Origin of the sequence: Catenulispora pinistramenti (assembly GCF_018274385.1) — a bacterium.
GTDB lineage: Bacteria > Actinomycetota > Actinomycetes > Streptomycetales > Catenulisporaceae > Catenulispora > Catenulispora pinistramenti.
This window is the reverse complement of sequence record NZ_JAAFYZ010000149.1, coordinates 1-26,856: the sequence shown is the minus strand read 5'-3', so window position 1 is coordinate 26,856 and position 26,856 is coordinate 1. Positions and strand designations below refer to the sequence as shown.

Genomic DNA, 26,856 nt, shown 5'->3' with positions numbered 1-26,856 from the left:
GATCAGGAGGCTGGCGGTGGTCGGGGCGAGTTGGAGGCGGGCGGCCAGGTCGTTGACGGTCATCGGGCTGTCGAGGAGGAGGAAGACCAGCAGGGACAGGTGGCGGGGGCCGAGGGTGAGGTCGCGGAGGGAGTCCGGCGGGGGGATGCGCTTGGCGCGGGCGACCAGGCGGGGCATCAGGAGCAGGAGGTCGCGGACGGCGTCTTCGAGGTCTGATTCGGCGGGGTCGGCAGGGCCGATGGGATCAGTCGGGTCGGCCGGTTCGGCTGATCCGCCTCGGCCGCGTCTGGGGTGGGTGGACACGCCGGCACTTCTCCTTTTATCTTTGATAGCAAAGATGTTTTGGCTTGCAGCGCTTCCAGCTCATGCTACCCACAAGGGGTCCAGCCATGACCGTCCTCGTCACCGGCGCACGCGGCAACATCGGCAGCCGCGTCGTCACCGGCCTGCACGCCGCCGGCCGGCAAGTACGCGCGACGGCCCGCGACCTCGCCACTCTGTCCGTGCCCGAAGGCGTCCAGACCGCGCGCCTCGATCTCACCGAAGACGACGTCGCCGCCGACAACCCCACCGCCTTCGCCGAAGCCCTGAAAGACGTCGACACCGTCTTCCTCTACGCGACTCGCACCACCGCAGCGCCGTTCCTGAAAGCGGCCCACGCCGCTGGCGTGCGCCACATCGTGTTCCTGTCGTCCCCGGCGTCCTACGAAGCCGCCGAGTTCCGGGGCCCGATCGGCCGGATCCACCGCGCGGCCGAACAGGACCTCGCCGCATCAGGCCTCGATCACACGATCCTGTATCCCAGCTGGCTGGCGACCAACGCCCGCCGCGACTGGGGCGCGGCGATCCGCGCGCGCAAGCCTGTGGAACTCCCGTACCCGGCCGCGCAGTGCGTCCCGATCCATCCGGACGACGTCGCCGAAGTGGCCGTCGACCTGCTCCTCCCGGACAACGCCACCCACCGCGGCCGCATGCAGGTCCTCACCGGGCCGGCGTCGATGCGGCTGGACGAGGCGGTCGCGGCCATCGGCGCCGGATTGGGACGCCCGATCCCGGTACGCGAGATCAGCCGCGAAGCAGCGCTCGCCCGACGCGAGCCCTGGATGGCCGCGGAGATCCTGGAGTCACTGCTGGACAGCGCGGCGGCGGCCGTGGGCCGTCCCGCGCCGATCACGAACACCGTCGAGCGGATCACCGGCCATCCGGCGCGGCCGCTGAGTACGTGGGTCGCGGAGAACCGCACCGATTTCTAGAAAGCCATTTCCTAAAGAGCCATCTACTCGAACGAGTAATACAGCGTGTCGTCATAGAACGAGTAGAAGTTCTCCCGCCAGCGTCCCCGCGCGATGGCCAGCCACTCCGCGTTCTCCCCGGCGATGGCGGCGACGGCCTGGGCCGCGAGGAACGGGATGTGGTGCCCGACGAGCCGGTCGAGGGCCTGCGCGTGCGGCTCGTCGTCCATGTCCAGGATCTCGCCGGCCTCCAGCAGGAAGTACTTGGCGCGCTGTTTCTCCAACTGCGCCTTCGTTTTCGCGACCACCTTCTGGAAATCCTGCTCGTCCTCGACGTCCTCCCCCACCAACCGCAGCAGGTCCACTAACAACGCGGCGCCGCGGTCGTAATCCCCGGCCACGCCCATCCGCTGGTCCCAGATCATCGAGGGGACGGCGCGGGTGTCGAAGCTGACGAGGATCAGGTGCGCCAGCGGGATGCTCCAGTTGTGTTCGGAGATGCCCACGACCGGGTCCGGCCGGCCCTCGGCGCTGGGCAGCGTGTTCGCTGCGTAGAGGTGGGAACGGTTTGCCATGCCCGGGACCGTAACAGTGCGTGGCCATGGCGGGAAGGGCGCTTTGGCCGACATGTCACCGTCCGGCCCGGCACGGTTGGCCCGGTGGCCACATCCCGGCCGCGCACGGCGGGCAGGGCTCCGGTACCGTTGGTCTATACCAATGCAGTAGCACCAACGTAGTAGCGCCGATGCAGTAGACCGCAGTGAATCGCTGTAGACCGCAGCAGACCGTTGTCCGATACCGCCGAGTGCCAGCCCAGGGGTCGCCATGGAAGTCGTCATCGTCGCGGACGCCGCAGCTCAGGGCGAACTCGTCGCCTCGGCAGTGGCCGAGTTGATCGCCCGCAAGCCCGACGCGCTGTTCGGCGTCGCCACCGGCTCCACGCCGCTGCCGGTGTACCAGGCGCTGGCCACGAAGGTCGGCGCGGGGCAGGTGGACGTGAGCCGGCTGAAGGTGTGCCAGCTCGACGAGTACGTGGGCCTGCCGGCCGGGCACCCGGAGTCCTACCGCGAAGTCCTCAAGCGCGAGGTGCTGGCCCCGCTGGGGATCGGCGACGAGGCGTTCCTCGGCCCGGACGGCAGCGCCGAGGACCTGCCGGCCGCCTGCGCCGCCTACGAGCAGCGACTCGCCGACGCCGGCGGGGTGGACCTGCAACTGCTGGGCATCGGCACCGACGGGCACATCGGCTTCAACGAGCCGGTCTCCTCGCTGGCCTCCCGCACCCGCATCAAGACCCTGACGGAGCGGACCCGGGTCGACAACGCCCGCTTCTTCAACGGCCTGGACGAGGTGCCGCGGCACGTCATCACCCAGGGCATCGGCACCATCCTGCAGGCCCGGCACCTGGTGCTGCTGGCCACCGGCGCGGGCAAGGCCGAGGCGGTCGCGGCGACCGTCGAGGGCCCGGTGTCCAGCATGGTCCCGGCCTCCGCGCTCCAGATGCACCCGCACGCCACGGTGGTCGTGGACGAGGCCGCCGCACAGCAGCTGAAGCTGGCGGACTATTACAAGGCGACCTACGCTTCGAAGCCGGCGTGGCAGGGGATCTGAACCCGAGACGGATCTCGACGGGCTCGACGGGCTCGACGGGCTCGACCGGCACGACCGGCACGACCGGCACGACCGGCACGACCGGCTGAGCCCAGCACCCGGCACCCGGCAGCGGAAAGGGACGGCGATGCAGCGGCTACCGAACGCGGCACACGCCGCCCAGCCCTGGCTGATCCACGAGATCGCCGCCGACTTCCAGGTCGAGGACGTCTGGGCGCTGCCGAGTCCCGGCGGCGGCCCGGACGACTTCCCGCTGCTGCTCTCAGCGATCGACGTGAGCTTCCAACCCCAGGCTTCCGCGCCGACCCGGTTGCTGTTCTGGCTGCGTCTCAAGCTGGGCGCGCTGCTGGGACTGGACCGGGGTTCGAGCGGGCTCGGCGGCCGCGTTCCGTCGTTGCGGGAGCGCCTGCCGGAAGAGCTGAAGGACGCCACACCCGACGCACATCAGGGTTCTGAATTCTCGCTGCTCTACCAGCGCGACAACGAGCGCGCCACGGAGATCGCCAACCGCACCATGCACGGAGTCCTGCACGTCGGCTGGGTCCCCGACGGCCGGGGCGGCTGGCGCGGCCAGCTGGCGATCCTGGTGAAGCCCAACGGCCGCCTCGGCTCGCTCTACATGGCGGGTATCAGACCTTTTCGGCACCTGATCGTCTACCCGGCGCTCGGGCGGGCCTGGGAACGCCGGTGGCGGGAATTAAACGAGACGACCCGTCTCGACAAGGGGTAGGCTGGGACCCGCACCCTTTCAACCTGTCTGTTGAGGAGTCCGCGCCATGACTCATGCCCGTATAACCCTCATCACCGGCGCCACCGACGGCCTCGGCCGCGCACTGGCGCACCGCCTGGCGGCCGACGGCGACACCGTCCTGCTCCACGGCCGCGACCAGGCCCGCCTGGACGCCACCGCCGACGCGATCCGTGCCGAACACGGCGTCGCGCGGCCCGCGACCTTCCGCGCCGATCTGGCCGAGCTGGCGCAGGTCCGCGAGCTCGCCGCGGCCGTGCGCGGGGCCACCGACCGGCTGGACGTGCTGGTGAGCAACGCCGGCATCGGCGGCGGCGAGCCGGACGGCCGCGACCGGCGCGAGAGCAAGGACGGCTACGAGCTGCGCTTCGCGGTGAACTACCTGGCCGGGTTCCTGCTGACGCAGGAGTTGCTGCCGCTGCTGCGCGCGTCCGCACCGGCGCGGGTGGTGAACGTCGCCTCGCTCGGACAGCAGGACATCGACTTCAACGATGTGATGCTGGAGCACGGCTACAGCGGGATACGCGCCTATTGCCAGAGCAAACTGGCGCAGATCTCTTCGACGGTGGAGTTGGCGGAGCGGGTGCCCGCGTCCGAGGTGACGTTCAACAGCCTGCACCCGGCGACGTTCATGCCGACGAAGATGGTGCTCGAAGAGCGCGGATACAGCCTCGACAGCCTGGAGACCGGGCTCGACGCGACGTGGCGGCTGGTGACGGACCCGAAATTGGCGGGAGTCAGCGGGCGGTTCTACGACCAGCAGCAGGAGGCGAAGGCTTTGGGACAGGCCTATGACGAGAAGGCTCGGGCCGAGCTCTATCGGCTGAGCTTGAAGCTGGTCGGGCTGCCGGAAGAGTAGGAGCCAGAGCGGACGGCCGCCGAGTCCGGCTCGGCGGCCAGCGGGCCCGGCTCGGCGGCCAGCGGGCCCGGCTCGGCGGCCAGCGAGTAGCGAATGCGAGTAGCGGCCAACCAGTAGCAAGTAGCAAGTAGCAAGTAGCAAGTAGCAAGTAGCAAGTAGCAAGTAGCCGAAGCTAGCGCGCGGCCTTGTGGAAAGCGGAGACCGCCCGCCGCATCGCGTCCAGGTCGGCGTTCGAAGCGATTCCCGAGTGATAGACACGGATACCGCTCGCGCCGGCCTCGCGCATCGCAACGGCCTGCGAAACCAGCGCTTCGTAGTCCGCTCCCATCCCGCGGACGCCGAGCAGACCCGCGTTGACCGAAGCGTCGTGCCCCAGCGAATGCGTGACGTTGTCCGTCGACCCGTTCCAGCAGTTCACCACGAGGCCGGTGCCCTTGGGCAACGTCGCCACATCGACACCGGTGAAAGCGGTCGAGCGCCGCGGGTCGGGGTTCGCGTGGAACAGGATCGGGAAGTCGGATTCGCGCTGCGTGCGCACTTCCCGCACCATCGCCCCACGCAGCCGGTTCGCCACCCGCGTCCGCATCCCCAGCACCGCTGCGGCCAGGTCGGCGTCCGGCAGTCCCCGGGCGGCCGGTTCGGCGGCGGCGAACCGGGAGTCCAGCCGCGCGCACACGGCGGCGCGCAGTCCCGCCGGATCGATACCAGAGGCCTGATACTCATCGAGGCAGGCGTCGCAGAAGCACAGCGAGAGCAGGAACAGCTCGTCCTCGGACAGCGGGATGCCCGCCACCTTGTCGTGCTCGTGCAGGTGGTCGAAGCCGTACCAGCCGGCCGCCTCGAACTCGACGCCGGCGATGTCCGAGCGGGCCGCGACCACCGCCGCGAGCCCGACGGCGTATTCCAGGGCTGCTTCGTGCGACGGGCACAGGGCCCACGGATACACGTCGCCGTAGGCGTTCATGACGTGCGGCGCGTCGAAGCCGTCCACGTGATCGACCACGACCCAGGCGTGGGTCGGCACCCCGGCCGCGGCCAGCGCCGAAGCCGTGGCCCCGAACGCGTCGTCGGCGTCCACCCACCGCTGTGCCGGCGGCAGCACCTGCTCCCAGGCGTCGCCGACCGGCAGGTAGGAGGCGCTGGTCTCGGCGACCACCACCCGGTGCCAGGGATGGCGCGGGGTGAGGGCCCGGGTCGCATGGTAGAACGCTGCGACGACGGCATGGTCGACCCCGAGTCCGGCGATCGTCTCGGCCGCCGAATCGTCTCCCACCACGTCCCACGGATACACATAAGTCGCCGCGTTCATCGTGCCCCTCCGGCCGTCGCCCTGGCGTCTGTCATCGGAACCGCGGCGTCATCAGAACCGCGGCCGCTTCCCGGTCCACTCCGGCCGCACCCGCCGCATCCAGCCCACATCGTCGCGCCGCCGGATCCCGCAGGTGAGGTACTGCTCGTGCAGCCGCGCGATCGCGTCCCGGTCCAGCTCCACCCCGAGCCCGGGGCCCCGGGGCAGCGTCAGCGCGCCGTCGGTGAACGTCAGGCCGCCGCCGAGCACCACGTCCTCGTCCTGCGCCTTCCACGGCGTGTGGGTGTCCAGGGCGTAGGTCAGGTTCGGGGTCGAGGCGGCGATGTGCGCCATGGCCGCGAGGCTGACGCCGAGGTGGGTGTTGGAGTGCATCGACAGCCCGAGGCCGAAGGTGTCACACAGCGCCGCGAGGTTCTGCGTCGCGCGCAAGCCGCCCCAGAAGTGGTGGTCGGACAGGATCACCTGGACCGCGTCCAGACGGATCGACTCGGGGATGTCGGCGAAGCTGGTGACGCACATGTTGGTGGCCAGCGGCAGGTCGGTCTTCGCCGCGACCTCGGCCATACCGGGGATGCCCGGGGTCGGGTCCTCCAGGTACTCCAGCTCGCCTTCCAGCGCGGCGGCCACGCGATGGCTGGTCTCCACGGTCCAGTTGGCGTTCGGGTCCAGGCGCACCGGGCGGTCGGGGAAGGCGCGGCGCAGCGCCTTGACCGCCTCGATCTCCTCCTCGGGCGCGAAGACGCCGCCCTTGAGCTTGAGCGAGCCGAAGCCGTACTTGTCGACCATCCGGCGGGCCTGGTCCACGATGCCGTCCGGGTCGAGCGCCTCGCCCCACGGGTCCACGTCGAAGTCGCCGGGGTGCTCGGCCCACTTGTAGAAGAGGTAGGCGCTGAAGTCGACGCGTTCCCGGACCGCGCCGCCGAGCAGGTCGACGACCCGGCGGCCGGTCGCCTTGCCCTGGGCGTCGAAGCAGGCCACCTCGAAGGCCGCGAAGGCCTGCGCGACGGTCTTGTCGTGGCTGGCGGCGCCGATCAGCTCGGTCGGCGAGGACGCCTCGGCGCCGCCGACCGCGGTCGCCACCCGGCGGCCGATCCCGTTGAGATCGAAGGCGTCGGCGCCGATCACCGCGTCCGCGGACTGGTGCAGCAGGGCCAAGGTGGCGTCGTCGCCGTAGGCCTCGTTGACGCCGACGATGCCGGCGTCGGTGTGCACCTCGATGATGGAGCGCAGGGCGTAAGGCTCGTGCACGCCGGAGGAGTTGAGCAGCGGCGGATCCTTCAGTGCGACCGGGGTGATATCGACAGCCACGATCTTCAAGTCGGTCACGCCAGACCTCCACCTTTGCTTTCACATCCATGAACAAAGACCATGGATATGAATCTGCTCGACCTCGTGAAACGTAGTAGCCGGTACGGGACCGCGTCAAGGCGCCACGACCCGCGACAATGACGACCATGACACAGCTGCCGTCGCTCATAGCGTGCGACCTCGACGGGACCCTGGTGCGCCACGACGGGACCGTCTCCCCTCGCACGGTCGCCGCTTTCGTAGCCCTGGAGGACAAGGGCATTCCTTTTGTCTTCGTCACCGGACGCCCGCCACGGCTGATGGGCCGGATCGCCGACGCCTTCGGCGGCCACGGCCTCGCGGTCTGCTCCAACGGCGCGTTCGACTACGACCTGCGCGCCCGCGCGGTCGTCGCCGAGTACGGCATCGACCCCGCGACCCTGCAGAAGGTGGTGCGCGGGCTGCGCGAGGCGATTCCCGGCATCGGGCTGGCCGTGGAGTACGCCGACTGGCTGGCGGCCGATCCCGACTACGAACCCGGCGACTGGGATCGTGACATCGCCGTGCAGCGCCTCGGCGAAGCCGATCTGTGGCGCCGGCCCGCGCCCAAGCTGGTCGGCCGGCACCCGGCGCTGTCCGCCGACGAGTTGCTGACGCTGGCCCGACCCGCGGTCGGGGACCTGGTCACCGTCTTCCATTCCAACGGCGAGCGCCTGGTCGAGGCGGTGGCACCGGGGATCAGCAAGGCCGACGGCCTGGCCCGGCACGCCTCGCGCCTCGGGGTACCCGCCGAGGACGTGATCGCGTTCGGGGACATGCCGAACGACCTGTCCATGTTCGGCTGGGCCGGGCGCGCCTACGCGGTCGCCAACGCGCATCGGAGCCTGATCGCCGTCGCCGACGATGTGATCGGGTCGGTGGAAGAGGACGGGGTCGCGGTGTTCCTGGAGTCCTTGCTTCGGACATAGACCGCCGCGCCCCGGATCGGACATAGACCGCCGCGCCCCGGACCTGATCGATCAGCAGCCTGTGACCACCCGATGACGGCCCTGCTCCCCAGGCAGTAGGTCCGGGCTCGGCGTACTGCGACCGCAGCAGCCCAAGTGTCTGCGGTCGCCAGACGCCCCGCACCATCACTTCCCGGCACCGTAGAACCGCACGTTCTATGTCGAATAAGGCCGGGAGCCCTGATGTCCGCCATTGCCCGCTGGTGCCACCGGCACCGACTCCTCACCGTCGTCGTCTGGCTGGCGCTGATCGTCGGCCTCGGGGCCCTGACCGGCTCGGCCGGCACCAAGTACAACGACACGATGTCGATCCCGGCCTCGGAGTCCAGCCAGGCGATGGACCTGCTGAAGCAGTCGATGCCGGCCTCGGCCGGGGACAGCGACCAGGTGGTCTGGCACACCACCGGCGGCGCCAAGGTCACCGATCCGGACGTGCAGCAGAGCATGACCGGCGCGCTGAACCAGATCGCCGCCTCGCCCGGGGTCGCCGGGGTCACCAGCCCCTACACCGGGCCGCGCGGCGCGACGCAGATCAGCAAGGACGGGACCACCGCGTTCGCGACCGTCAACTTCGCGCAGCAGGCGCACGACATCCCGAACGCCCAGATCGTGCACGTCATCGACGTCGCGCAGGGCGCCCGGAACAGCCACCTTCAGGTGGAACTCGGCGGGCAGGCGATCAGCCAGGCCGACCGCAAGATCGGCGGCGCCGCGGACCTGATCGGCGTGATCGCCGCGCTGATCGTGCTGGGCCTGGTGTTCCGCGCCGTCGGCGCGGCCGTCATGCCGATCCTCACCGGCGTGGCCGGGGTCGTGACCGGCATCACGGGCACCGGCCAGCTCTCGCACCTGATCTCGATCAGCTCCACCGCCCCGACCCTGGCCACGCTGGTGGGCCTGGGCGTGGGCATCGACTACGCGCTGTTCATAGTCAACCGGCATCGAAAGGGCCTGATTTCCGGGCTCTCGGTGGAGGAGTCGATCGCCAAGGCGCTGAACACCTCCGGACGCGCGGTGCTGTTCGCCGGCGGGACCGTGGTCATCGCGCTGCTGGGCATGTTCGCCCTCGGCCTGGGCTTCCTGGACGGCATGGCGATCGGCGCGGCGGTGACCGTGTCCATGACCGTGCTCGCGGCGATCACGCTGCTGCCGGCGATGCTCGGCTTCCTGAAGCTGCGCGTGCTGAGCAAGAAGCAGCGCCGGGAGTTGGCGGCGCGGCAGGCCGGGGTCTCCGTGCTGGTCCCCTACGCTCACGCCGCGCGGCGCCGCTCGGCCGGTCCGGGCCAGGAGCGCGGGACGGCGTTCACCCGCTGGGCGACCAGGGTCCAGGCCCGGCCGCTGGGCAAGGCGCTGCTGGCGATCGCGGTCATGGCCGTGGTCGCGATCCCGTTCTTCTCCATCCGCCTGGGCAACTCCGACGCCGGCAACGACCCCAAGTCCACGACCACGCGCCAGGCCTACGACCTGCTGGCCGACGGTTTCGGCAAGGGCTTCAACGGCCCGCTGATGCTGGTCGCGCAGACCCCGGCGGCCGGGGACCAGCAGGCGCTGACCACGCTGGTCGACCAGATCAAGACGGTGCCCGGGGTGGCGGCCGTCCAGGCCCGGCCCGAGCAGCCCGGCCAGGCCCTCGGCGTCGTCCAGGTCATCCCGACCACCTCGCCGCAGGACCAGGGCACCACGGACCTGATCGACACCCTGCGGCACGACGTGATCCCCAAGGCCGAGGCCGGGACCACGCTGCACGTCATGGTCTCCGGGCCGACCGCGATCAGCAACGACTTCAGCCACACGCTGACCGGCAAGCTGCCCCTGTTCGTGGCGATCATCGTGGGGCTGGGCTGCGTGCTGATGATGCTGGCCTTCCGCAGCCTGCTGGTCCCGCTGATCGGCGTGGCGATGAACCTGCTGACCATGGGCGTGGCGTTCGGGGCGCTGGTCGCGGTGTTCCAGTGGGGCTGGGGCTCCGAGGCACTGGGAGCCGGCGGTGCCGGGCCCGTGGAGGCGTTCGTCCCGGTGATCGTGATCAGCATCTTGTTCGGGCTGTCGATGGACTACCAGGTGTTCCTGATCAGCCGGATGCACGAGGAGTGGTCGCACAGCAAGGACAACAGCCGCTCGGTCCGGATCGGACACGGCGAGACCGGCCAGGTGATCGTGGCCGCGGGCGTCATCATGACCTGCGTGTTCGGCGCCTTCCTGTTCAACGGCGAGCGGGTGATCGCGGAGTTCGGCCTGGCGCTGGCCGTGGCGATCCTGCTGGACGTGCTGATGCTGCGGCTGATCCTGGTGCCGGCGCTGATGCACCGGTTCGGGCGGGCCAACTGGTGGCTGCCGAAGTGGCTGGACAAGGTGCTGCCGCACATGTCGGTGGAGGGCGAGCCGGAACCGGTCGCCGGTGGCGTGGTCATCGGCGGGCAGCGGTCCGGATCCCAGTACGGGCCGCATGACGGACCGTACGACGAGCCGGAGCTGGCCTCCTCGAATCCGCGCATACAGTAAGACGGTGACTCTGGTGGACCGGCTTGCGGGCGAGCTCAAGGAGCTGCTGCGTCCCGGCACGACCAGCCGGGACGTGCTGACCACGGCCTGGTACCTGGTCATGCTGTCCCCGGTCCTGTTCGTCGGCGCGCTGCACCGGCAGGTCAGCGTGCCGATCGTGGCCTCGCTGCTGGTCGCCGGAGCCCTGCCGCTGCTCATCCGGAGCCGGTCACCGCTGGGCGCGGTGGCCTGCTCCGGCGCCGTGACGGTGGTGGCGATGGTGCTGATCGGCATGCCGAACACCCTGCCGCCGACCGCCTGCGCGATCGCGCTGTTCTCCTTCGCCAAGCGCTCGGACCGGCGGACCACGGTGCGGGTCGGCATCGCCGTGGCGGTGACGCTCACCACATTGGCCTTGATACTGCGGCCCGGCATGGACGCGCTGGCCGAGAACCTGGGCCTGGTCGCGTGGACCGGGCTGGCGGTGGCGATCGGCGACGCGACGCGCAGCCGCCGGGAGCTGTTCGACTCGGCGATCGAGCGGGCCGAGCGCGCCGAGCAGACCAAGGAGGACGAGGCGCGCCGGCGGGTCACCGAGGAGCGGATGCGGATCGCGCGGGAGCTGCACGACGTGGTCGCGCACCACATCACGCTGGTCAACGCGCAGGCCGGGGTGGCGCACCACTTGATGAAGACCGATCCCTCGCACGCCTACGAGGCGCTGGAGCGGATCCGGGACACGTCGCGGTCGGCGCTGGACGAGTTGCGCGCGACGGTCGGGCTGCTGCGGGCCAGCGAGGAGACCTCGACGCCGCGCGAGCCCGCGCCCGGGCTGGGAGATCTGGCGGCGTTGGTCGAGGCGTTCCAGCACGCGGGGTTGAATGTGGAGATGAGCGGCGCGGGCACCGCCGCCGAGCTGTCGTTGTCGGCGCTGACCGGGCTGACGGCGTACCGGATCGTGCAGGAGGCGTTGACGAACACGCACAAGCACGCCGGTCAGCTGGCGGTGGCGCGGGTGTCGGTGGAGGTGGCCGTGGACGCGGTGCGGATCTGGGTGGACGACGACGGCGGACGCGGACCGGCGCGGTCCGGGATGGGGACCGGGCACGGGATGATCGGGATGCAGGAGCGGGTGAAGGCGGTCGGCGGGACGTTCGCCGCGGGGCCGCGGGCCGGCGGCGGGTTCCGGGTCGAGGCGGAGTTGCCGCTGCTGGCTCGGACGGGCGCGGGTTCGGTGCGGCCGGTTGAGCGGGCTGCTGGTGCCGGTGCTTCAGGTGCTGGTGCTTCAGGCGCTAGTGCTTCGGGTGCAGGTGCCGCAGCTGCTGGTGCTGTGGGTACGGGTACGGGCGCGGGTGCCGGTGCTGCGGGTCTCGCGGCGGAGGCCATCGCATGAGCACGCCGCCGATCCGCGTACTGCTGGCCGACGATCAAGCGCTGTTGCGCGGCACGTTCCGGCTGCTGCTGGATTCGACTCCGGATCTGGAGGTGGTCGGGGAGGCGGGCAACGGCCGGGAGGTCGTGAAGCTCGCCGAGGAGCTGCGTCCGGACCTGGTGCTGATGGACATCCGGATGCCGGTTCTCGACGGCCTTCAGGCCACCGGCCTGATCGCGGCCGATCCGGAGCTGGCCGGTGTCAAAGTCCTGATTCTCACGACGTTCGAGCAGGACGAGTACGTCGCCGAGGCGCTGCGCGCCGGGGCCGGCGGGTTCCTCGGCAAGGGCGTGGATCCCGAGGAGCTGCTCCGGGCGATCCGCACCGTCGCGGGCGGCGAGTCGCTGCTCTCCCCGGCCGCGACCCGGGCACTGATCGCCCGGTTCCTGGCTCAGCCCTCTGACACGCCGATCGTCAGCGCCCGGCTGGACGCGCTCACCGCGCGCGAGTTGGAGGTGGTGACGCTGGTCGCCGCCGGGCTGTCGAACGAGGACATCGCCGGGCGGTTGTTCGTCACGCCGCTGACCGCCAAGACGCACGTCAACCGGGCGATGACCAAGCTCGGGGCGCGGGATCGGGCGCAGGTCGTGGTGATCGCCTACGAGTCCGGGCTGGTGCGGCCCGGCTCAGGGCACTGATCCGCCGCTACAGCGCCCCGCGCCGTTGCAGCGCGGTGAACGCGAACCAGCCCGGGATCACCGGCAGCCACCAGGTCAGCAGCCGGAAGACGATGACCGACGTGGCCGCGACCGCCGAGGGCACCCCGGCCGCGGTCAGACCGGCGGTGAGCACGGCCTCGACACCGCCGACGCCGCCGGGCGTCGGGATCAGCGAGCCGACGGCCTTGGCCACCAGGTAGGCCACGCCCATCGCGGCCAGGTTCACGTCGCTTCCGCTGACCGCGTTCACCGAGGCCCACAGACAGACGCTGGCCGCCATCGGCAGCCCCACCGCGCCGCCGAAGGCCTGGACCACCTTGCGCGGCGAGCGGGCGACCTGGAGCACCTCCGGGCCGATGTCGGTGACCAGCGGCTTGACCCGGCTCAGCACGAACGCCCGCAGCCGCGGGATCGCGGCGATCAGCAGGCCGATCACGGCCAGCGCGATCACCACGCCGGTGACCGTCGCCGAGGGCGTGATCGCCGACAGGCCGCCGGACCCCTTCTGGTGGTTCCCGGCGAAGGCGCTGAACAGCAGGAGCAGGACCAGGTAGCAGCTGAAGCCGATGACCTGCGAGACCCCGACGGCGGTCACGGCGCGCGCCACCGGGATGCCGGCGCGCTGCAGAAAGCGGGTGTTGACGGCCAGGCCGCCGACCGCCGCCGGGGCGACCAGCCCGGCGAAGGCGGCGGCGACCTGCGCGGTGATGGTCCGGCCGACCGGGACGCGTTCCTTGACGCAGCCGAGGAGGTTGAAGGCGGCGGCGACGTAGGTGAGGCCGGAGGCGACGGCCGCGCCGAGCACCCAGCCCCAGGCCTGCCAGGTGTTGAGCTTGGGCATCTGGAAGCCGGTGAGCTGGGTGGCGAGCAGGTAGAAGGCGATGGCGCCGCCGACCACGCTCAGGACGGTGCGGGGGCGGACCCGTTCCAGGCTGACCGGTTGGACGTCGTCGGCTTCGGGGTGCAGGGCGACGATGCGGTCGCGGATGGCGCTGACGACGTCGGCCCGGCCGGCGGTGGGGCGGGCGTCGGCAGGGTGCTCGCCGGCATTGCGGTGGCGGCGCAGGGCTTTGGTGACGGTTTCGGAGAACAGGATCGGCTGCATCAGCGGGAGCAGGGAGGCGACGGTGTCGGGGCCGAGCGCGTCGACGGCTTCCTCGGTGGCGCGGGCCGGGCCGACGCGCAGGGCGATGGAGACCAGGAGTTCGGCACCGTCCAGGCGGCACAGGACGTCCTCGGCGGCGATCTCGCCGAAGCCGACGTCGGTGAGCCAGAGCCGGCCGTCGGGGTCCAGGCGCAGGTGGTCCGTGGTGAGCTCGCGGTGCGCGAGTTGGCGGTTGCGCAGGTGCCGCCACAGGGCCCAGACGCTCTGGTGCAGCCCGGGGGTCCAGGCGCGGTCGGGGAGGTCGGCGAGGCGCGGGGCGTCGAGATGGTCGTAGGCGAGCAGGGCGGTGTCCTGGTCCACTTGCCGGGTCGAGCGCAGGCGCGGGGTGCGGATGCCGGCGGCGTCGACCGCCATCGCCATCAGGACTTCGCTTTCGACGGTGCGGCGCAGCGAGAAGAAGCTGCGGCGGCGGACCGGGCCGCGCAGGCGGATCCACTGCCAGACGACGGAGGCCAGGTAGACGGCGCGTTGGCTTTGGTCCAGGACGGAGAGGTCCAGGAGTTGCTTGTGCTGCTTGGTGTGCGCGGCTTGCTCGGTTAGCCGCGTCTGCTGCGTCTGCTCGGCTTGCTTGGCTCGCGCGGTCTGCTTGGTCTGCTTGAGGTGCTGCGCCGACTCGGGCGGATCGGCGCGCTGCGTCTCCTCGACGGCGACCCGGAAGCGGCGCGCCCCGTCGGCACCGGGTTCGAGGACGCGGACCGAGCCCGGGTGCGCGCGGAAGCCGTCCCGATCCAGCTCGGCGAGGATGCGCGCGATGCCGGGGCGGGTGTCGAGGACGCCGCGTACCGAGAGCCAGGCGGTGGCGACGATCCGGCCGAGCAGCAGCGAGAGCAGCACGCCGGTCACGGAGTCCTGGCCGAGCAGCACCACCGCGAGCCCGCCGACCGCGGCGGCGGTGTAGAAGAGCGTGCGGTACTGGCTGCGGCTGAACCCGAGCACCGTCACCACCGCGACCCCGACCGCGAGCTGCACCTGCATCGGGGTCGCCCCACCGATCGCCTGCGCCGCTGCGGACTCCTCGTAGTGCGAGGTCACGACATTGACGCTGAACGCCGCGAGGTAGGACAGCGTCGCCGCCCCGACCGCGTCGACGACCTGCACGTTCTCCCGCTTGACCAGCCGCTCGATCGCGAGCGCGACCGGCACCCCGATCACCGACAGGAACGCGAGGACCTGCACCACGTTGAGCATGAAGCGCGGGAACGCGGCGGCCCGATGCAGGATCTCCTGCCGCAGGTCACACCCCGCGCGATGGCCCACGACCCCGGCCACCGCGAGCAGCACGGCCAGCGCGACGGTGCCGACCAGCCGCAGCCGGTCGGACGGGAGGCGGACGCGGCGGTGCGGGTCGGGCGGCGGCGGCAGGGTGGAACCGGCGATATCGGAGGGCGGCGCAGTGCCGCCGACAGAACCAGCAGAATCGCCTGGCCCGGTCAGGCCAGTATCCGAGTCTGCCTTCGCCGACTGATTCGCCAGCTGGTTGGCCGACCGGTCCGCCGACTGATTCGCCGACTGATTCGCCGAATCGTCAGCCGACCGGTTCGCCGAATGCGCCCCCGAACACCGCACCGGCGTGCGGGCCCCCGAACCACCGTCTGCTGCGGCCCCACCGGCCGGCGGGTCAGCCTTCAACGCCGGCTCGCTCCAGCGCTCCCGCCGCGCGGCGACGACGCCGCAGGCCCAGGCCGGCGAAGCACAGGGCGGCCATGGCACCTGCGCAGGCCATCGCCATCGCGCCGCGTTCAAAGCGGGTCAGCGTCTCGGGTCGCAGTGCGCCGCGGCCGGTCGCACATGCGCGGGGCCCGGTGTTCTCGCCGGCGCACACCGTCGTCGTCGGCTGCGGGTGGTGTCCGTGGTGCAGGGTGGTGCCGGCCTGCGTGACGTGGGCCAGGGGCCGGGCGCCGAGGTGGTGGCCGACGGCGCCGGTGGTGGTGATGCGGGCGGTGCCGTGGGCCGGGATGGCGAGGGTCCAGGTCAGGTGGTGGCCGCTGCGCCGCGGGGCCGGGGTGGCGGCGACGTAGTCCAGGCCCGCCGGGAGCTGCTGGGTGATCACCGCGTCGGTGACCGGTTGGTCGGTGGTGTTGCGGACTTCGATCGCGTAGGAGACGTCCTGGCCGCCGCTGGCCTGGACCGCCACGGACAGCGGGTCGGAGTGGCCGTCCGAAACGACCATGCTGTCTGCGCTCGCGCACGTCGGAGTCACCAGGATGCCCGCGACCGCCAGCGTCATGGGGACGGCGGTCCGCCAGACCCGGGCGTTCATCAGGCCTCCGAGGTGTTGGTCAGTACCCGCTTACCGAACCCTCAGCAGTCGAACATCGCGCGCCCGGCCGCGCACCCGGGGCTACTGCCGACGGGGAGCACCGCCACCCGTTCGGCCCAGCGCCGCCTCCCCGGGGCGCGGGGGCGCACTGCGGAGAATGGGCGTATGTGGCACGACATGTTCGTCACCGGCATCTCCTACGGCGAGAAGACCCTGCGCACGATCCTCGTCTACGCCGCGATCGTGATCCTGCTGCGGCTGGCGGGCAAGCGGGAGCTGGCGCAGCTGAACACGCTGGACCTGTCGGTGGTGCTGCTGCTGTCGAACGTGGTGCAGAACGCGGTGATCGGCAACGACAACTCGCTGGTCGGCGGGGTGTACGGGGCGACGGTGCTGATCGCCGTCAACGCGTTGTTCGTCCGGTTGCAGGCCTACCTCAGCCAACGCGCGCCGCGCCTGGAGCGGATGTTGGAGGGCAGCCCCAGCGTGCTGATCCGGGACGGCAAGCTGCAGATCAAGACGCTGCGGCGGCTGGCGCTGCGGCCGGCGGACGTGATCGCGTCCTCGCGCAAGCAGGGGGCCGAACACGTGCGCGACGTCCGCGAGATGGTGATCGCGCCGGGCGGCGGGATGCTGATCGAGCTGAAGGAGGAAGAGGAGGGGGCGGACCACAAGGACGTGGCGAACATCCGGGCGGACCTGGCGCGGATCCAGGAGCGGCTGGACATGCTGCTGCTCGGGCCCGGGCCGGGCAGGTGAGGCCCGACCGCTTCCAAGCCGCACAGGTGGGACCACCCGACCACACCGTCCTGCCGACCATCGGCCGAATCCCCCGATCGGGGGCACCCCGGCGGCGCTGCGGGCGTGTCACGCCGACCGGGCCGCACGCCGCCGGAAATCATGGAGCCCACTTCCGGCGCGAAGGTGCGCCGGTCCGGTCGGTGACGGGAGTCTCGTGATGCATGCCGTGCTCGCCTCGGTGGTGGCCATGCACGGCGGCAGGTCGTGGTGGAACCGCCCCATGGTGTGGGCCTCGCTGGCCGCGATCGCCTACGGCGGCTGGCTGGCCGTGCGCCGCTCGCAGAAACGCGCCGCGCGCGAGGCCGCCGCCGACGAGGAAGCCGCGCTGACGGTGCTGGCGGACGAACGGGACCGGATCGACGAGGCCATGAACCGGCTGGGCCGGGACTGGCAGCCGGAGAACCCGCCCAACCCGGGGCCGTAGCACCGGGCCATAACACCGGGCTGTAGTCCCAGGCCGCGTAGTCCCGGGCCGTGGTCCTGTGCCCTAGTCCCGCCGCGTTCCCGCTTCACACCTACGGCGCAGCCCCGCGCGCTGCCCGCAGCGCCGCGTGATCCCCTCGCAGCATGACCGCCACCACCCCGGAGAAGAAGAGCGCGGCGCGCGCCAAGACCAGCGATAAGAGCGGCGAGGCCAAGACCGGCGGCGTTAAGAGTGCCGCCAAGACCGCCGGCGTCAAGAACGGCACGGCGCGCAAGCGCGTCCCCTCCACGGTCAAGTCGGCCGGCCTGTCCCGCGGCAAGATCAGGGAATGGTCGGCGCTGAGCCCGTTCGAGCTCAAGGGCGAGCTGATCGCCCTGGCGGCCGACGCCCACAAGAAGTCCTCGGCCCAGCTGCTGAACGCCGGACGCGGCAATCCCAACTGGGTGGCCACCGGGCCGCGCGAGGCGTTCCTGGCCCTCGGCGCGTTCGCGCTGCAGGAGTCGCGCCGGGTGTGGACGATGGACAACCTCGGCGGGATGCCGGAGGTGGCCGGCAGCGCCGTGCGCTTCGACCGCTTCTGCCTGGCCAACCCGGGCATGACCGGGGTGCGGCTGCTCCGGGACATGGTCGACTACGGCGTCACCAAGCTGAAGTTCGACGCCGACGCGTGGATCGGCGAGCTCACCGACGCCTGGATCGGCGACCACTACCCGGACCCGCCGCGCGTCCTGGACCACTGCCAGGAGGTGGTGCGCGCGTATCTGGCCGAGGAGATGTACGGCGGCAGCACCCCCGGCACGGTGGACGTCTTCGCGACCGAGGGCGGCACGGCGGCCATGTGCTACCTGTTCGACACCCTGGTCACCAACGGGATCCTGCACCGGGGCGACACCATCGCGCTGATGACCCCGATCTTCACGCCCTACATCGAGATCCCCGAGCTGGAGCGGTACTCGTTCGACGTGGTGCACGTCAAGGCCGACATGATGACCGAGGAAGGCGTCCACATGTGGCGCTATCCGGACTCCGAGGTCGACAGGCTGGCCGATCCGAAGGTCAAGGCCCTGATGCTGGTGAACCCGTCGAACCCGCCGTCGATGGCGTTGTCGGACCGGGTGCGCGACCGGATCGCGGACATCGTGAAGACCAAGAACCCGGACCTGGCCGTCATCACCGACGACGTCTACGGCACCTTCGTCCCCGGCTTCCGGTCGCTGGCCGCCGCCTGCCCGCGCAACACGGCGCTGGTCTACTCCTACTCCAAGCACTACGGCAGCACCGGCCACCGGCTCGGCGTGATCTCGGTCGCCGAGGACAACGTCTTCGACCAGTTGCTGGCCAAGCTCCCGAAGGCGAAGAAGGAGGAGCTGAACCAGCGTTACAGGACACTGACTCTGCACCCTGAGAAGGTCAAGTTCATCGACCGGCTGGTCGCCGACAGCCGCTCGGTCGCGCTGAACCACACCGCCGGGCTGTCCACCCCGCAGCAGACGATGATCATGCTGCTCTCCCTGTTCGACCTCCTGCCGGAGGGCCAGGAGTACAAGGAACTGCTGCGCACGATCGTGCACCGCCGCCTGGACCTGCTGATGGAGGGCATCGGCGTCCACCACATCAGCGAGGACCCGGGCCGGGCCTGCTACTACGTCGAACTCGACATCCTCGCCGAGGCGGAGGCCTTCGAGAACAAGGAGTTCGCCGACTATCTGGAACAGACCTACGAGCCCACCGACGTGGTCTTCCGGCTGGCCCACCAGGCGTCGGTGGTGCTGCTCAACGGCGGCGGCTTCGACGGGCCGGGGTGGTCGGTGCGGGTGTCGCTGGCGAACCTGGACGACTTGGACTACCTGAAGATCGGGCACCATCTGCACTCGATCATGGAGGAGTACAAGGAAGAGTGGCTGAAGACGAAGAAGTGAGGCCGGGGAAGACCGCACGGGTTCGGGCGGCCGACGGCGGAGGCGGGAGCACCGATGCCGGCGGCCGCTTGGCTATCCTCGGGGCCATGACGGCCGAACCCAGCGACTACGTCCAGCAGCTCCCGATCGGACAGGAGATCCCGTTCGACGCCGACGGCATCCCGGGCTGGGAGATCTTCCCCTTCGAAGGGGATCTGCGGGTGAAGAAGCTGGAGCCGCCCGTGCTTCCCGAACCGGCGCGCAACGGCGCGCCCGGCGGCACGCCGTGCCAGCCCTGTTCCTGGCAGGACTCCGACTACATCTGGACCGACGAGAACTGGCGGCTGCGCACGTTCCCCGAAGCCTCGATCCCGGCGCTGGTGATGCTGGAGCCGCGCGAGCACTGCGATCTGGCGGACCTGCCGGCTGAGCGCGCCGCCGAACTGGGAGCGCTGTTCCAGCGGGTGGAGCGCGCGGTACTCGGCCTCGGCGGGATCGCCCGGGTGCACGTGGCGCGGTACGGCGACGGTGGCGACCACCTGCACTGGTGGTTCTCGGCGCGGCCGGAGGGGATGCTGCAGATGCGGGGATCGTGCCTGCTCATCTGGGAGGACGTGCTGCCGAAGGTCGAGGCCGGGCGGTGGGCCGCGACGAACCGGAAGATCGCCGCGGCCATGGCGGCCGACGGCGGGACCGCGCATGTCTGACCATCAGCAGCCTGATCCCGGGCTGTGCGCGCGGTGCGCCTTCGTTCACCGGAACGAGACACGCAAAGGCACGGTCTACTGGCGGTGCACGCGCGCCCTGACGGATCCCCGCTACCCGAAGTATCCGCGGCTGCCGGTGCTCAGCTGTCCGGGCTTCGTCAGGACGGACGCGGGCTCGGCAGCCCAGGACGCGGACCCGGCAGGCTAGAGGCCCGCACCACCAACTCCGGCTGGAACACCAACTCGCGGTGCACGTGTTGCCCGGCCGCCGCGCCGCTCTCCTCCACCAAGATCTCGGCGGCCGCGATCCCCACCCGGGTCGCCGGGCGCCGGATCGAGGTCAGCGGGACCACGGCTCCGGCGGCGACCTCCAGATCGTCGTAGCCGACGATCGCCACGTCGCGTGGCACTGCGACGCCGGCGGCGAACAGCCCTTGCAGCATGCCCAGGGCGATCAGGTCGTTGCCGCAGAACACCCCGGTCGGCAGCTCCGCCAGCCCGAGCATCCGCTCCGCCGCGTCCCGCCCGGCGCTCACATCGGCGCGCGTACCGGGCAGCACCACGAGTTCCACCCCGCGGCCGGCCTCCGCGACCGCCGACCGCGCGCCTTCCAGCCGGTCCCGGTACTGCGGCGACTCCAGCGGCCCCGCGGCGTAGGCGATCCGGCGATGCCCCGCCGCGATCAGGTGTGCCACCGCCATCGCGCCGCCCGCGACGTCGTCCACCAGCACCTGGCATCCGATTCCGCCCGGTATGTCCCGATCGACCAGCACATACGGGATCCGCGCGCGGGCGAACTCGGCCAGCGTCGTGCCGCTGACATCGGCGGGAGTCACCAACACGCCGCGGACCCGTTGCTGCGCCAGCATCGCCAGGTGCGTGGCCTCGGTGGCGGCGCTGGAGGCGCTGTCCATCACCAGGACGCCGAACCCGGCCGCGCGGGCGGCCTGCTCGGCGCCGCGCAGCACCCCGATGAAGAACGGCTCCGCCAGGTCCAGCGCCAGCAACGCCAGCACCTGGCTGCTGCCGGCGCGCAGCAGCCGCGCGCTCTCGCTGCGCACGAAACCCAACTCCGCGATCGCCGCCTGCACCCGGGCGCGGGTGCCCGGGGCCACCGCGTCGGGTCGGTTCAGCACATTCGACACCGTGCCGACCGACACGCCGGCCAGCAGGGCCACATCCCGCATGCCCGCACTCTTCGTCACGCACGCCCCTTGCATCCCGATCCGCCCCGGCGCCGTGCCGAGGAGGCTAAACGGCCGTGTCCGTCGGAGTCAACATCCTGTTTCGATGCCGCCCCGGGCGGTCTAGACCGCCTGCTTCGTTTATGGCACAGTCGGAACCGAGGCGGCTATAGATGCGGACTATTGGTCTAGACAGGCCGCCAGGGGGCGCCAGTCCCTTTGGAACGTTTCAAGGACCGGCGGCGGTCTTCGCTGCGCCGATCGGCGCACCCACAGCATCGTTAACGTTGCACTTCTCCGTCAACCCTTGACGTCGCATTATCCGGGTTCTAAGTTCCACGCAACGTGGAATTGAAACGTTCCACCCGGCTGCGGAGAGGCGACACCCACCATGACCGACGAGGCGCTGGTCCTCGGACTCGACGTCGGCGGCACGTCGACGCGGGTCCTGGCGATCACGCCCGAAGGCCTCAGACGGGGTGCCGGCCGCGCTTCCGGCGGCAATCCGACCGGCCTGGGACCCGAACGCGCCGTGGCGGCCCTGGCCGAGGCCGTGACCCAGGCCCTGACCGGCCTGGACCCGGCGAATGTCCGTTATGTCGTGCTCGGCATGGCCGGCGGCTCGGCCCTGCCCTCCGGCGAGGACCTGCCCGGCCGCGAACTGTTCGTCCGGTTCTGGGAACGAGCCGGGATCGGCTGCCCGATCGCGTACGAACCCGACGCGCTGATCGCGTTCGCGGCCGGCACCGACGCGCCCGAGGGCTCGTTGCTGCTGTCCGGCACCGGCGCGGTGGCGATCGCGGTGAAGGACCGGGCCATGGCCGCCCGCGCCGACGGCCACGGCTGGCTGCTCGGCGACCGGGGCTCCGGCTTCTGGCTGGGACGGCAGGCGGTGCTGGCGGCGATGGCCGCGCTGGACGGCGACGGCCCGGCGACCGCGCTGACCGGCCTCGTGATCGAATCGTTGCGGTTGCCCGGGGCCGGGCCGGGTACCGATTCAGCATCCGGCGCCACACCCGGCGCGCCGGACCCCACGGTTCCCGAAGCGCCGGAACCCGCCGATCCGCCATCGAACTCTGATACCCAGCCCGCCTTCGGCCCCGCCGGCCCGCTGACCGCCCGCGACCTGGTGGCCGCGGTGATGGCCGAACCCCCGACCGCGCTGGCCCGGCTGGCCCCGTTGCTGTCCACCGCCTGCGCGGCCGGCGACCAGGTCGCCGCGACCATCGTCGAGCACGCCGCCGAGCACCTGGCCGCGACCCTGGCCACGGTCCGCGGCCCGGACGCGACGACCCCGATCGTCCTGGCCGGAAGCATCCTGACCCATCCGACGCCGGTCGCCGAGCGCGTGCGGCGGACGTTGCGCGAGCGTTGGCCGGCGGCCCCGGTGGCCGTGGCCGAGGACGGCGCGGCGGCCGCGGCCTGGCTGGCCCTGGCCCGGATCGGGCCGGTGCCGGCCCCGGAGGTCCGTGAGCGATTGTTTTCGATACCTACCGCCAGCTAGCAAAATCTCATACCCTACCGAGCAACTCGAGCAGAACCGAACCATCGAGCAGAACCGCACCAGCGCGCACCACCGTACGGCCGAGCACTCGCATCACCTGAGCACACCGCACGAGCGCACCTCCCGCACCAGCCGGAACCCCCCGGCGCACCGCTTCTCGTCGATCAGGAGAACGACAGTGTCAGAACACGGTTTGCCCGCCGACGTCTCCCGCCGGCAGATGTTGGTCCGCTCGGCCGCGATCGCGGCCATGGTCGGTCCCGGCTCGGCCCTGGCGGCCGGCTGCGCGGCCGGCAGCGGCAGCAGCAAGAGCAGCACCACCAACAGCGGCTCGACCGCCGCGAACTCCTCGGACCCGAAGAACCCGTTCGGCGTGAAGGCCTCCAACCCCCTGGACGTCTACGTCTTCAAGGGCGGCTACGGCGACAACTACGCCAAGGCCTTCGAGGCCATGTACACCAAGGACTTCCCCGGCGCCTCGGTCTCGCACCACAGCGGCCAGAACCTCACCGGCGACCTGCAGCCCCGGTTCAACGCCGGCAGCCCGCCGGACGTCATCGACGACTCCGGCGCCCAGCAGCTGAAGCTGGACGTGCTCAACAGCAGCGGCCAGCTGACCAACCTGGACCAGCTGCTGAACGCGCCGTCGATCGACGACCCGAGCAAGAAGGTCCGCGACACCCTGCTGGCCGGCACGATCGAGCAGGGCCAACTCGGCGCGAGCATGTTCTCGCTGAACTACGTGTTCACGGTCTTCGGCCTGTGGTACTCCGCCTCGACGTTCAAGAAGAACAACTGGCAGGTCCCCACCACCTGGGACGACTTCATGACGCTGTGCGCGACCATCAAGGCCACCGGCATGGCGCCGTTCGCGCACCAGGGCAAGTACCCCTACTACATGCTGGTGCCGCTGATGGACATGGTCGCCAAGAACGGCGGCCCGGACGTGCAGACGGCCATCGACAACCTGGAGCCGAACGCCTGGAAGGCAGACGCGGTCAAGAACAGCGTGGACGCCATCTACGAGCTGGTGGACAAGGGCTACATGCTCCCGGGCACCGAGGGCCTGACCCACATCCAGTCCCAGACGCTGTGGAACCAGGGCAAGGCCGCGGTCATCCCGTGCGGCTCCTGGCTGGAGAACGAGCAGCTGACCGCCACGCCCCCCGGCTTCGACATGGCCGTGTTCGCCATGCCCTCGCTGACCGGCGACAAGATGCCGCAGACCGCGGTCCGGGCCGAGGCCGGCGAGCCGTTCATCGTCCCGAGCAAGGCCAAGAACCAGGCCGGCGGCCTGGAGTTCCTGCGCATCATGTGCTCCAAGGCCGGCGGCGCCTCCTTCGCCCAGAACGCCAACTCGCTGTCGGTGGTGAAGGACGCCATCACCCCGGAGATCTCGGCCAAGCTGCTGCCGGGCACCAAGTCCAGCAACGACCTCTACCAGGCGGCCAACGGCCAGTACATCGCGTGGTACTACCTGAACTGGTACTCGCAGTTCGAGAAGGACCTCGAAGACGCGATGAGCCAGCTGATGGCCAACAAGATCCAGCCGGCCGACTTCATCAACCGCGCCCAGAGCGCGGCCGACAAGTGCGCCGCCGACTCCTCGGTCCAGAAGTTCAAGCGGCCCACCTCGACCTCCTGACCCCCTGACCGCGCCGTGGACGCCGGCAACCCGGCCGCCGTCCACGGCCCATCACCCGCCACAGTCCCCCCTCCTCCCCCGGGAGCACGCGCCATGCGGCTGCGCAAGAAAACCAGAGAGCGGCTGTTCATCGCCTCCTTCCTCGCGGGGCCGCTGCTGGTCTACCTCGTCTTCGTCATCTGGCCCTACATAGAGACCTTCGGCTACTCCCTGACCGAGTGGAGCGGCGTGGCGCCGCCGAGCAAGGTGGTGGGCCTGAAGAACTACGTGGACCTGTTCCACGACCCCATCTTCCTCAAGGCCCTGACCCACAACATGATCATCCTGATCGTGTTCCCGACGGTCACCATCGCCCTGTCGATGTTCTTCGCCTTCATGCTGAACGTCGGCGGCCGCCGCGGCGGCCTGGGCGGCGTGAAGGGCATCCGCGGCTCGGCCTTCTTCCGCATCGTCTTCTTCTTCCCGCAGGTGCTCTCGGTCGCGATCATCGTGATCCTGTTCCAGTCCGCCTACGAGTCGAACAGCGTGGGCCTGTTCAACGCCATCGTCATCAAACTCGGCCTGACCGACGCGAACCACCCCTGGGAATTCCTGAACTCCCCCACATTCGTCCTGTGGTGCATCATGTTCATCCTGGTGTGGCAGTGGGTCGGCTTCTACCTGGTGCTGTTCTCCGCGGCGATGCAACAGATCCCCCGCGACTACTACGAGGCGGCCCTGCTGGACGGCGCCGGCCGCACCCAGACCTACTTCAAGGTCACGATGCCGCTGCTGTGGGACTCGGTCCAAACCGCCTGGGTCTACCTGGCCGTGGCCGCCATGGACGCCTTCGCCCTGGTCGCCACCCTGACCCCGGGCTCCAGCTTCGGCGGCGGCCCGGACGAACACGGCGAGGTCCTGTCCACGTACCTGATGCGCAACTTCCAGGTCCTGGGCAAAGCCGGCTACGCCTGCGCGATGGGCGTCGTCATCTTCTTCATCACCCTGATCCTTTCGCTCGTCGTCCTGCGCGCCACGCGCCGCGAGCGCCTCGAGTACTGAGCGCGGAGGAAGAGACGACATGGCAGCCGACATGACGCAGAGCACCCCCGGCGCGACCAACCCCGCCGGCACCCCGGGCTCCGCAAAAGGCAAACGCACCGACCCCGAACGCTCCCGCCGCTTCGGCGAATCCGGCGCCACCCTGAACGTCTTCGGCACCGGCTTCATGGCAATCTGGGCCATCATGATCCTCGGCCCAGTCCTATGGGTCGTCCTCGGCGCCTTCAAAAACGCCGGCGAACTCAACGGCAGCGCCTGGTCCTGGCCCCACCACTGGTCCTTCGACGCCTTCTCCCGCGCCTGGCACACCGGCATCAGCACCTACCTGAGAGACACCGTCATCGTCCTGGTGTTCTCGGTATCGCTGACAATGCTGCTGGGCGCAATGGCGGCCTACGTCCTGGCCAGATTCGAGTTCCGCGGCAACAGGTTCATCTACTACCTGTTCGTCAGCGGCGTGATGCTCCCGGTGTACCTGGCCCTGGTCCCACTGTTCTTCCAGGTGAGCAAGCTGCACATGCTGAACACCTACCAAGGCCTGATCCTGGTCTACGTCGCCTTCTCAATGCCCTTCACGGTGTTCTTCCTGCACTCCTTCTTCAGAACCCTGCCATCAGCGGTCTACGAGGCGGCCCTAATCGACGGCGCATCCCACACCCGCGCCTTCTTCCAGGTGATGCTCCCCATGGCCAAACCCGGCCTGATCAGCGTGGGCATCTTCAACATCCTGGGCCAGTGGAACCAGTACCTACTCCCCGTAGTCCTGATGCAATCGCAACACGGCGAACAGCCGCACTACATGCTGTCGCAGGGACTGGTATCGCTGATGGTGGCGCAGGGATACAGCGGAGACTACCCGGCACTGTTCGCGGGGATGACGATCGCGATGCTGCCGGTGATGGCGGTGTACTTGTCCTTCCAGCGCCAGGTACAGGCCGGGTTGACGGCGGGGACTTTGAAGTAGGGGGCGGGCGACGATTGCCGCAATACCAGCGCGTCGACCCAGAACTGCCGCGTTGCCGCACCTGGACCGGCAGCCGAATTCACCGAGTCGCCGGTACCCAACCACTGGGCTTTGCACATCTCCGGCTGGTTTTCGGTTCGTTCCCCTCGGTCGCGTCGGCAGGGCTTCGCCTACAGTGCCGGTGGCCGGGGGTCAAGTTCGCGCTGCACAAAACCGCCGCCTACCTGCATGACCGCCGCGCGCGGACTTTACCCCCGGACACCGGTGCTGTACCCATCGGGCTGACGACGCGACCGTGGGGAACGGACCGCACCACCTCACAAACCGCCGCCGCTGAGACTAGATCAGCCACCCGAGGGAACCGCGCTAGTTTCCCTGAGGTTGCCGAGGCCCGCCGGAGGCCCGGCTCTTCATCACAGTTTTTGACCTTGCACTGGCTTACTGGAGTTGAAGAGGCCTGAGGTGCGACGGGGTTGTGAACGCGCGAACTGGCAGCCGACGAACAGGCCCACCACCCCGAACCCCGAACCGGCACAACTATGACCGAAGGCCGTAAAAAGCTTTGAAAACCCATAGCCCAACCGCAGCCCAGGTCAAAAACTCTTCAGCTCGATAACTCCCCGCCTCCGAAACCCCACTCC

Annotated in this window: 22 protein-coding genes and 1 pseudogene; 16 read left to right on the top strand and 7 right to left on the bottom strand. The window is 70.2% G+C overall.

Annotation, left to right across the window (positions count from 1 at the left end):
• A pseudogene (locus KGQ19_RS32870) lies at positions 1-240 on the bottom strand (MarR family transcriptional regulator); the annotation flags it as partial.
• Positions 241-389: 149 nt separating this feature from the next.
• Here KGQ19_RS32870 and KGQ19_RS32865 point away from each other — a divergent pair.
• Positions 390-1,253: an NAD(P)H-binding protein gene (locus KGQ19_RS32865; protein ID WP_212016528.1), complete on the top strand. Its 864-nt coding sequence runs from the start codon at positions 390-392 to the stop codon at positions 1,251-1,253.
• A gap of 23 nt (positions 1,254-1,276) precedes the next feature.
• Here KGQ19_RS32865 and KGQ19_RS32860 read toward each other — a convergent pair whose 3' ends face one another.
• A complete protein-coding gene (locus tag KGQ19_RS32860; RefSeq protein ID WP_230419812.1) occupies positions 1,277-1,807 on the bottom strand; it encodes a DUF7822 domain-containing protein in 531 nt (176 codons plus the stop codon).
• Positions 1,808-2,057: 250 nt separating this feature from the next.
• Here KGQ19_RS32860 and nagB point away from each other — a divergent pair, with 250 nt between their 5' ends.
• The 3 genes from nagB to KGQ19_RS32845 all read left to right on the top strand — a co-directional run bounded on the left by nagB (position 2,058) and on the right by KGQ19_RS32845 (position 4,447).
• Positions 2,058-2,840 carry a glucosamine-6-phosphate deaminase gene (nagB, locus tag KGQ19_RS32855; protein ID WP_212016524.1) on the top strand — a complete coding sequence of 261 codons (783 nt, stop codon included), beginning with the start codon at positions 2,058-2,060 and terminating at the stop codon, positions 2,838-2,840.
• A gap of 127 nt (positions 2,841-2,967) precedes the next feature.
• Entirely contained in the window at positions 2,968-3,570 is a 603-nt protein-coding gene (locus tag KGQ19_RS32850; RefSeq protein WP_212016522.1) for a DUF2867 domain-containing protein, read from the top strand.
• Between the two features lie 46 nt (positions 3,571-3,616).
• Positions 3,617-4,447 carry an SDR family NAD(P)-dependent oxidoreductase gene (locus tag KGQ19_RS32845; RefSeq protein ID WP_212016520.1) on the top strand — a complete coding sequence of 277 codons (831 nt, stop codon included), beginning with the start codon at positions 3,617-3,619 and terminating at the stop codon, positions 4,445-4,447.
• Positions 4,448-4,619: 172 nt separating this feature from the next.
• Here KGQ19_RS32845 and KGQ19_RS32840 read toward each other — a convergent pair whose 3' ends face one another.
• Together KGQ19_RS32840 and KGQ19_RS32835 are read right to left on the bottom strand one after the other, a co-directional pair.
• Positions 4,620-5,756, bottom strand: coding sequence for a hypothetical protein (locus tag KGQ19_RS32840; RefSeq protein WP_212016518.1), 1,137 nt, complete (start codon positions 5,754-5,756; stop codon positions 4,620-4,622).
• Positions 5,757-5,807: 51 nt separating this feature from the next.
• Complete coding sequence (locus tag KGQ19_RS32835; protein ID WP_212016516.1) at positions 5,808-7,082, bottom strand: glucarate dehydratase family protein; 1,275 nt, start codon at positions 7,080-7,082, stop codon at positions 5,808-5,810.
• Positions 7,083-7,210: 128 nt separating this feature from the next.
• Between KGQ19_RS32835 and KGQ19_RS32830 the strand changes: the two genes are divergently transcribed.
• The 4 genes from KGQ19_RS32830 to KGQ19_RS32815 all read left to right on the top strand — a co-directional run bounded on the left by KGQ19_RS32830 (position 7,211) and on the right by KGQ19_RS32815 (position 12,601).
• A complete protein-coding gene (locus KGQ19_RS32830; RefSeq protein WP_212016514.1) occupies positions 7,211-8,011 on the top strand; it encodes a Cof-type HAD-IIB family hydrolase in 801 nt (266 codons plus the stop codon).
• 222 nt (positions 8,012-8,233) lie between these two features.
• Entirely contained in the window at positions 8,234-10,552 is a 2,319-nt protein-coding gene (locus KGQ19_RS32825) for an MMPL family transporter (protein ID WP_212016512.1), read from the top strand.
• A gap of 4 nt (positions 10,553-10,556) precedes the next feature.
• Entirely contained in the window at positions 10,557-11,924 is a 1,368-nt protein-coding gene (locus tag KGQ19_RS32820) for a sensor histidine kinase (RefSeq protein ID WP_212016510.1), read from the top strand.
• Positions 11,921-12,601 carry a response regulator gene (locus KGQ19_RS32815; protein ID WP_212016508.1) on the top strand — a complete coding sequence of 227 codons (681 nt, stop codon included), beginning with the start codon at positions 11,921-11,923 and terminating at the stop codon, positions 12,599-12,601. The genes KGQ19_RS32820 and KGQ19_RS32815 overlap by 4 nt, the downstream gene beginning before the upstream one ends.
• A gap of 7 nt (positions 12,602-12,608) precedes the next feature.
• Here KGQ19_RS32815 and KGQ19_RS32810 read toward each other — a convergent pair whose 3' ends face one another.
• Both KGQ19_RS32810 and KGQ19_RS32805 read right to left on the bottom strand, forming a co-directional pair.
• Positions 12,609-15,416, bottom strand: coding sequence for a lysylphosphatidylglycerol synthase transmembrane domain-containing protein (locus tag KGQ19_RS32810; protein ID WP_212016506.1), 2,808 nt, complete (start codon positions 15,414-15,416; stop codon positions 12,609-12,611).
• Positions 15,406-16,047, bottom strand: coding sequence for a DUF11 domain-containing protein (locus KGQ19_RS32805; RefSeq protein WP_212016504.1), 642 nt, complete (start codon positions 16,045-16,047; stop codon positions 15,406-15,408). Before KGQ19_RS32805 ends, KGQ19_RS32810 begins: the two co-directional genes overlap by 11 nt.
• A gap of 165 nt (positions 16,048-16,212) precedes the next feature.
• Between KGQ19_RS32805 and KGQ19_RS32800 the strand changes: the two genes are divergently transcribed.
• From KGQ19_RS32800 to KGQ19_RS32785, 4 genes are all read left to right on the top strand, one after another.
• Positions 16,213-16,806, top strand: coding sequence for a DUF421 domain-containing protein (locus KGQ19_RS32800; RefSeq protein WP_212016502.1), 594 nt, complete (start codon positions 16,213-16,215; stop codon positions 16,804-16,806).
• 199 nt (positions 16,807-17,005) lie between these two features.
• Complete coding sequence (locus tag KGQ19_RS32795) at positions 17,006-17,272, top strand: hypothetical protein (RefSeq protein ID WP_212016500.1); 267 nt, start codon at positions 17,006-17,008, stop codon at positions 17,270-17,272.
• A gap of 143 nt (positions 17,273-17,415) precedes the next feature.
• Entirely contained in the window at positions 17,416-19,191 is a 1,776-nt protein-coding gene (locus KGQ19_RS32790; protein WP_212016497.1) for a bifunctional aspartate transaminase/aspartate 4-decarboxylase, read from the top strand.
• 86 nt (positions 19,192-19,277) lie between these two features.
• Positions 19,278-19,877: an HIT family protein gene (locus tag KGQ19_RS32785; protein WP_212016495.1), complete on the top strand. Its 600-nt coding sequence runs from the start codon at positions 19,278-19,280 to the stop codon at positions 19,875-19,877.
• Between the two features lie 158 nt (positions 19,878-20,035).
• Here the strand turns inward: KGQ19_RS32785 and KGQ19_RS32780 are convergent, their stop codons facing one another.
• The gene (locus tag KGQ19_RS32780; RefSeq protein WP_307856580.1) at positions 20,036-21,082 is read right to left on the bottom strand and encodes a LacI family DNA-binding transcriptional regulator; all 1,047 of its coding nucleotides are present in this window, start codon (positions 21,080-21,082) and stop codon (positions 20,036-20,038) included.
• Between the two features lie 370 nt (positions 21,083-21,452).
• Here KGQ19_RS32780 and KGQ19_RS32775 point away from each other — a divergent pair, with 370 nt between their 5' ends.
• The 4 genes from KGQ19_RS32775 (at position 21,453) to KGQ19_RS32760 (ending at position 26,215) form a co-directional block, all read left to right on the top strand.
• Positions 21,453-22,565: an N-acetylglucosamine kinase gene (locus tag KGQ19_RS32775; protein ID WP_212016491.1), complete on the top strand. Its 1,113-nt coding sequence runs from the start codon at positions 21,453-21,455 to the stop codon at positions 22,563-22,565.
• A gap of 178 nt (positions 22,566-22,743) precedes the next feature.
• Positions 22,744-24,210, top strand: coding sequence for an N-acetylglucosamine/diacetylchitobiose ABC transporter substrate-binding protein (gene ngcE / locus KGQ19_RS32770; protein ID WP_212016489.1), 1,467 nt, complete (start codon positions 22,744-22,746; stop codon positions 24,208-24,210).
• A 93-nt stretch (positions 24,211-24,303) separates the two neighbouring features.
• Positions 24,304-25,251, top strand: a complete 948-nt coding sequence (locus KGQ19_RS32765) for a carbohydrate ABC transporter permease (RefSeq protein ID WP_212016487.1) — start codon at positions 24,304-24,306, stop codon at positions 25,249-25,251.
• Between the two features lie 19 nt (positions 25,252-25,270).
• On the top strand, positions 25,271-26,215 hold the full coding sequence (locus KGQ19_RS32760; RefSeq protein ID WP_212016484.1) for a carbohydrate ABC transporter permease: 945 nt from the start codon (positions 25,271-25,273) through the stop codon (positions 26,213-26,215).
• The last annotated feature ends 641 nt before the right edge of the window (positions 26,216-26,856 follow it).

Excerpts from the sequence above, each read along its gene's own strand:
- KGQ19_RS32865 (WP_212016528.1), top strand. The coding sequence starts at position 390 with ATGACCGTCCTCGTCACCGGCGCACGCGGCAACATCGGCAGCCGCGTC.
- KGQ19_RS32860 (WP_230419812.1), bottom strand. The coding sequence starts at position 1,807 with ATGGCAAACCGTTCCCACCTCTACGCAGCGAACACGCTGCCCAGCGCC.
- nagB (WP_212016524.1), top strand. The coding sequence starts at position 2,058 with ATGGAAGTCGTCATCGTCGCGGACGCCGCAGCTCAGGGCGAACTCGTC.
- KGQ19_RS32850 (WP_212016522.1), top strand. The coding sequence starts at position 2,968 with ATGCAGCGGCTACCGAACGCGGCACACGCCGCCCAGCCCTGGCTGATC.
- KGQ19_RS32845 (WP_212016520.1), top strand. The coding sequence starts at position 3,617 with ATGACTCATGCCCGTATAACCCTCATCACCGGCGCCACCGACGGCCTC.
- KGQ19_RS32840 (WP_212016518.1), bottom strand. The coding sequence starts at position 5,756 with ATGAACGCGGCGACTTATGTGTATCCGTGGGACGTGGTGGGAGACGAT.
- KGQ19_RS32830 (WP_212016514.1), top strand. The coding sequence starts at position 7,211 with ATGACACAGCTGCCGTCGCTCATAGCGTGCGACCTCGACGGGACCCTG.
- KGQ19_RS32825 (WP_212016512.1), top strand. The coding sequence starts at position 8,234 with ATGTCCGCCATTGCCCGCTGGTGCCACCGGCACCGACTCCTCACCGTC.
- KGQ19_RS32815 (WP_212016508.1), top strand. The coding sequence starts at position 11,921 with ATGAGCACGCCGCCGATCCGCGTACTGCTGGCCGACGATCAAGCGCTG.
- KGQ19_RS32805 (WP_212016504.1), bottom strand. The coding sequence starts at position 16,047 with ATGAACGCCCGGGTCTGGCGGACCGCCGTCCCCATGACGCTGGCGGTC.
- KGQ19_RS32800 (WP_212016502.1), top strand. The coding sequence starts at position 16,213 with ATGTGGCACGACATGTTCGTCACCGGCATCTCCTACGGCGAGAAGACC.
- KGQ19_RS32795 (WP_212016500.1), top strand. The coding sequence starts at position 17,006 with ATGCATGCCGTGCTCGCCTCGGTGGTGGCCATGCACGGCGGCAGGTCG.
- KGQ19_RS32790 (WP_212016497.1), top strand. The coding sequence starts at position 17,416 with ATGACCGCCACCACCCCGGAGAAGAAGAGCGCGGCGCGCGCCAAGACC.
- KGQ19_RS32785 (WP_212016495.1), top strand. The coding sequence starts at position 19,278 with ATGACGGCCGAACCCAGCGACTACGTCCAGCAGCTCCCGATCGGACAG.
- KGQ19_RS32775 (WP_212016491.1), top strand. The coding sequence starts at position 21,453 with ATGACCGACGAGGCGCTGGTCCTCGGACTCGACGTCGGCGGCACGTCG.
- KGQ19_RS32765 (WP_212016487.1), top strand. The coding sequence starts at position 24,304 with ATGCGGCTGCGCAAGAAAACCAGAGAGCGGCTGTTCATCGCCTCCTTC.
- KGQ19_RS32760 (WP_212016484.1), top strand. The coding sequence starts at position 25,271 with ATGGCAGCCGACATGACGCAGAGCACCCCCGGCGCGACCAACCCCGCC.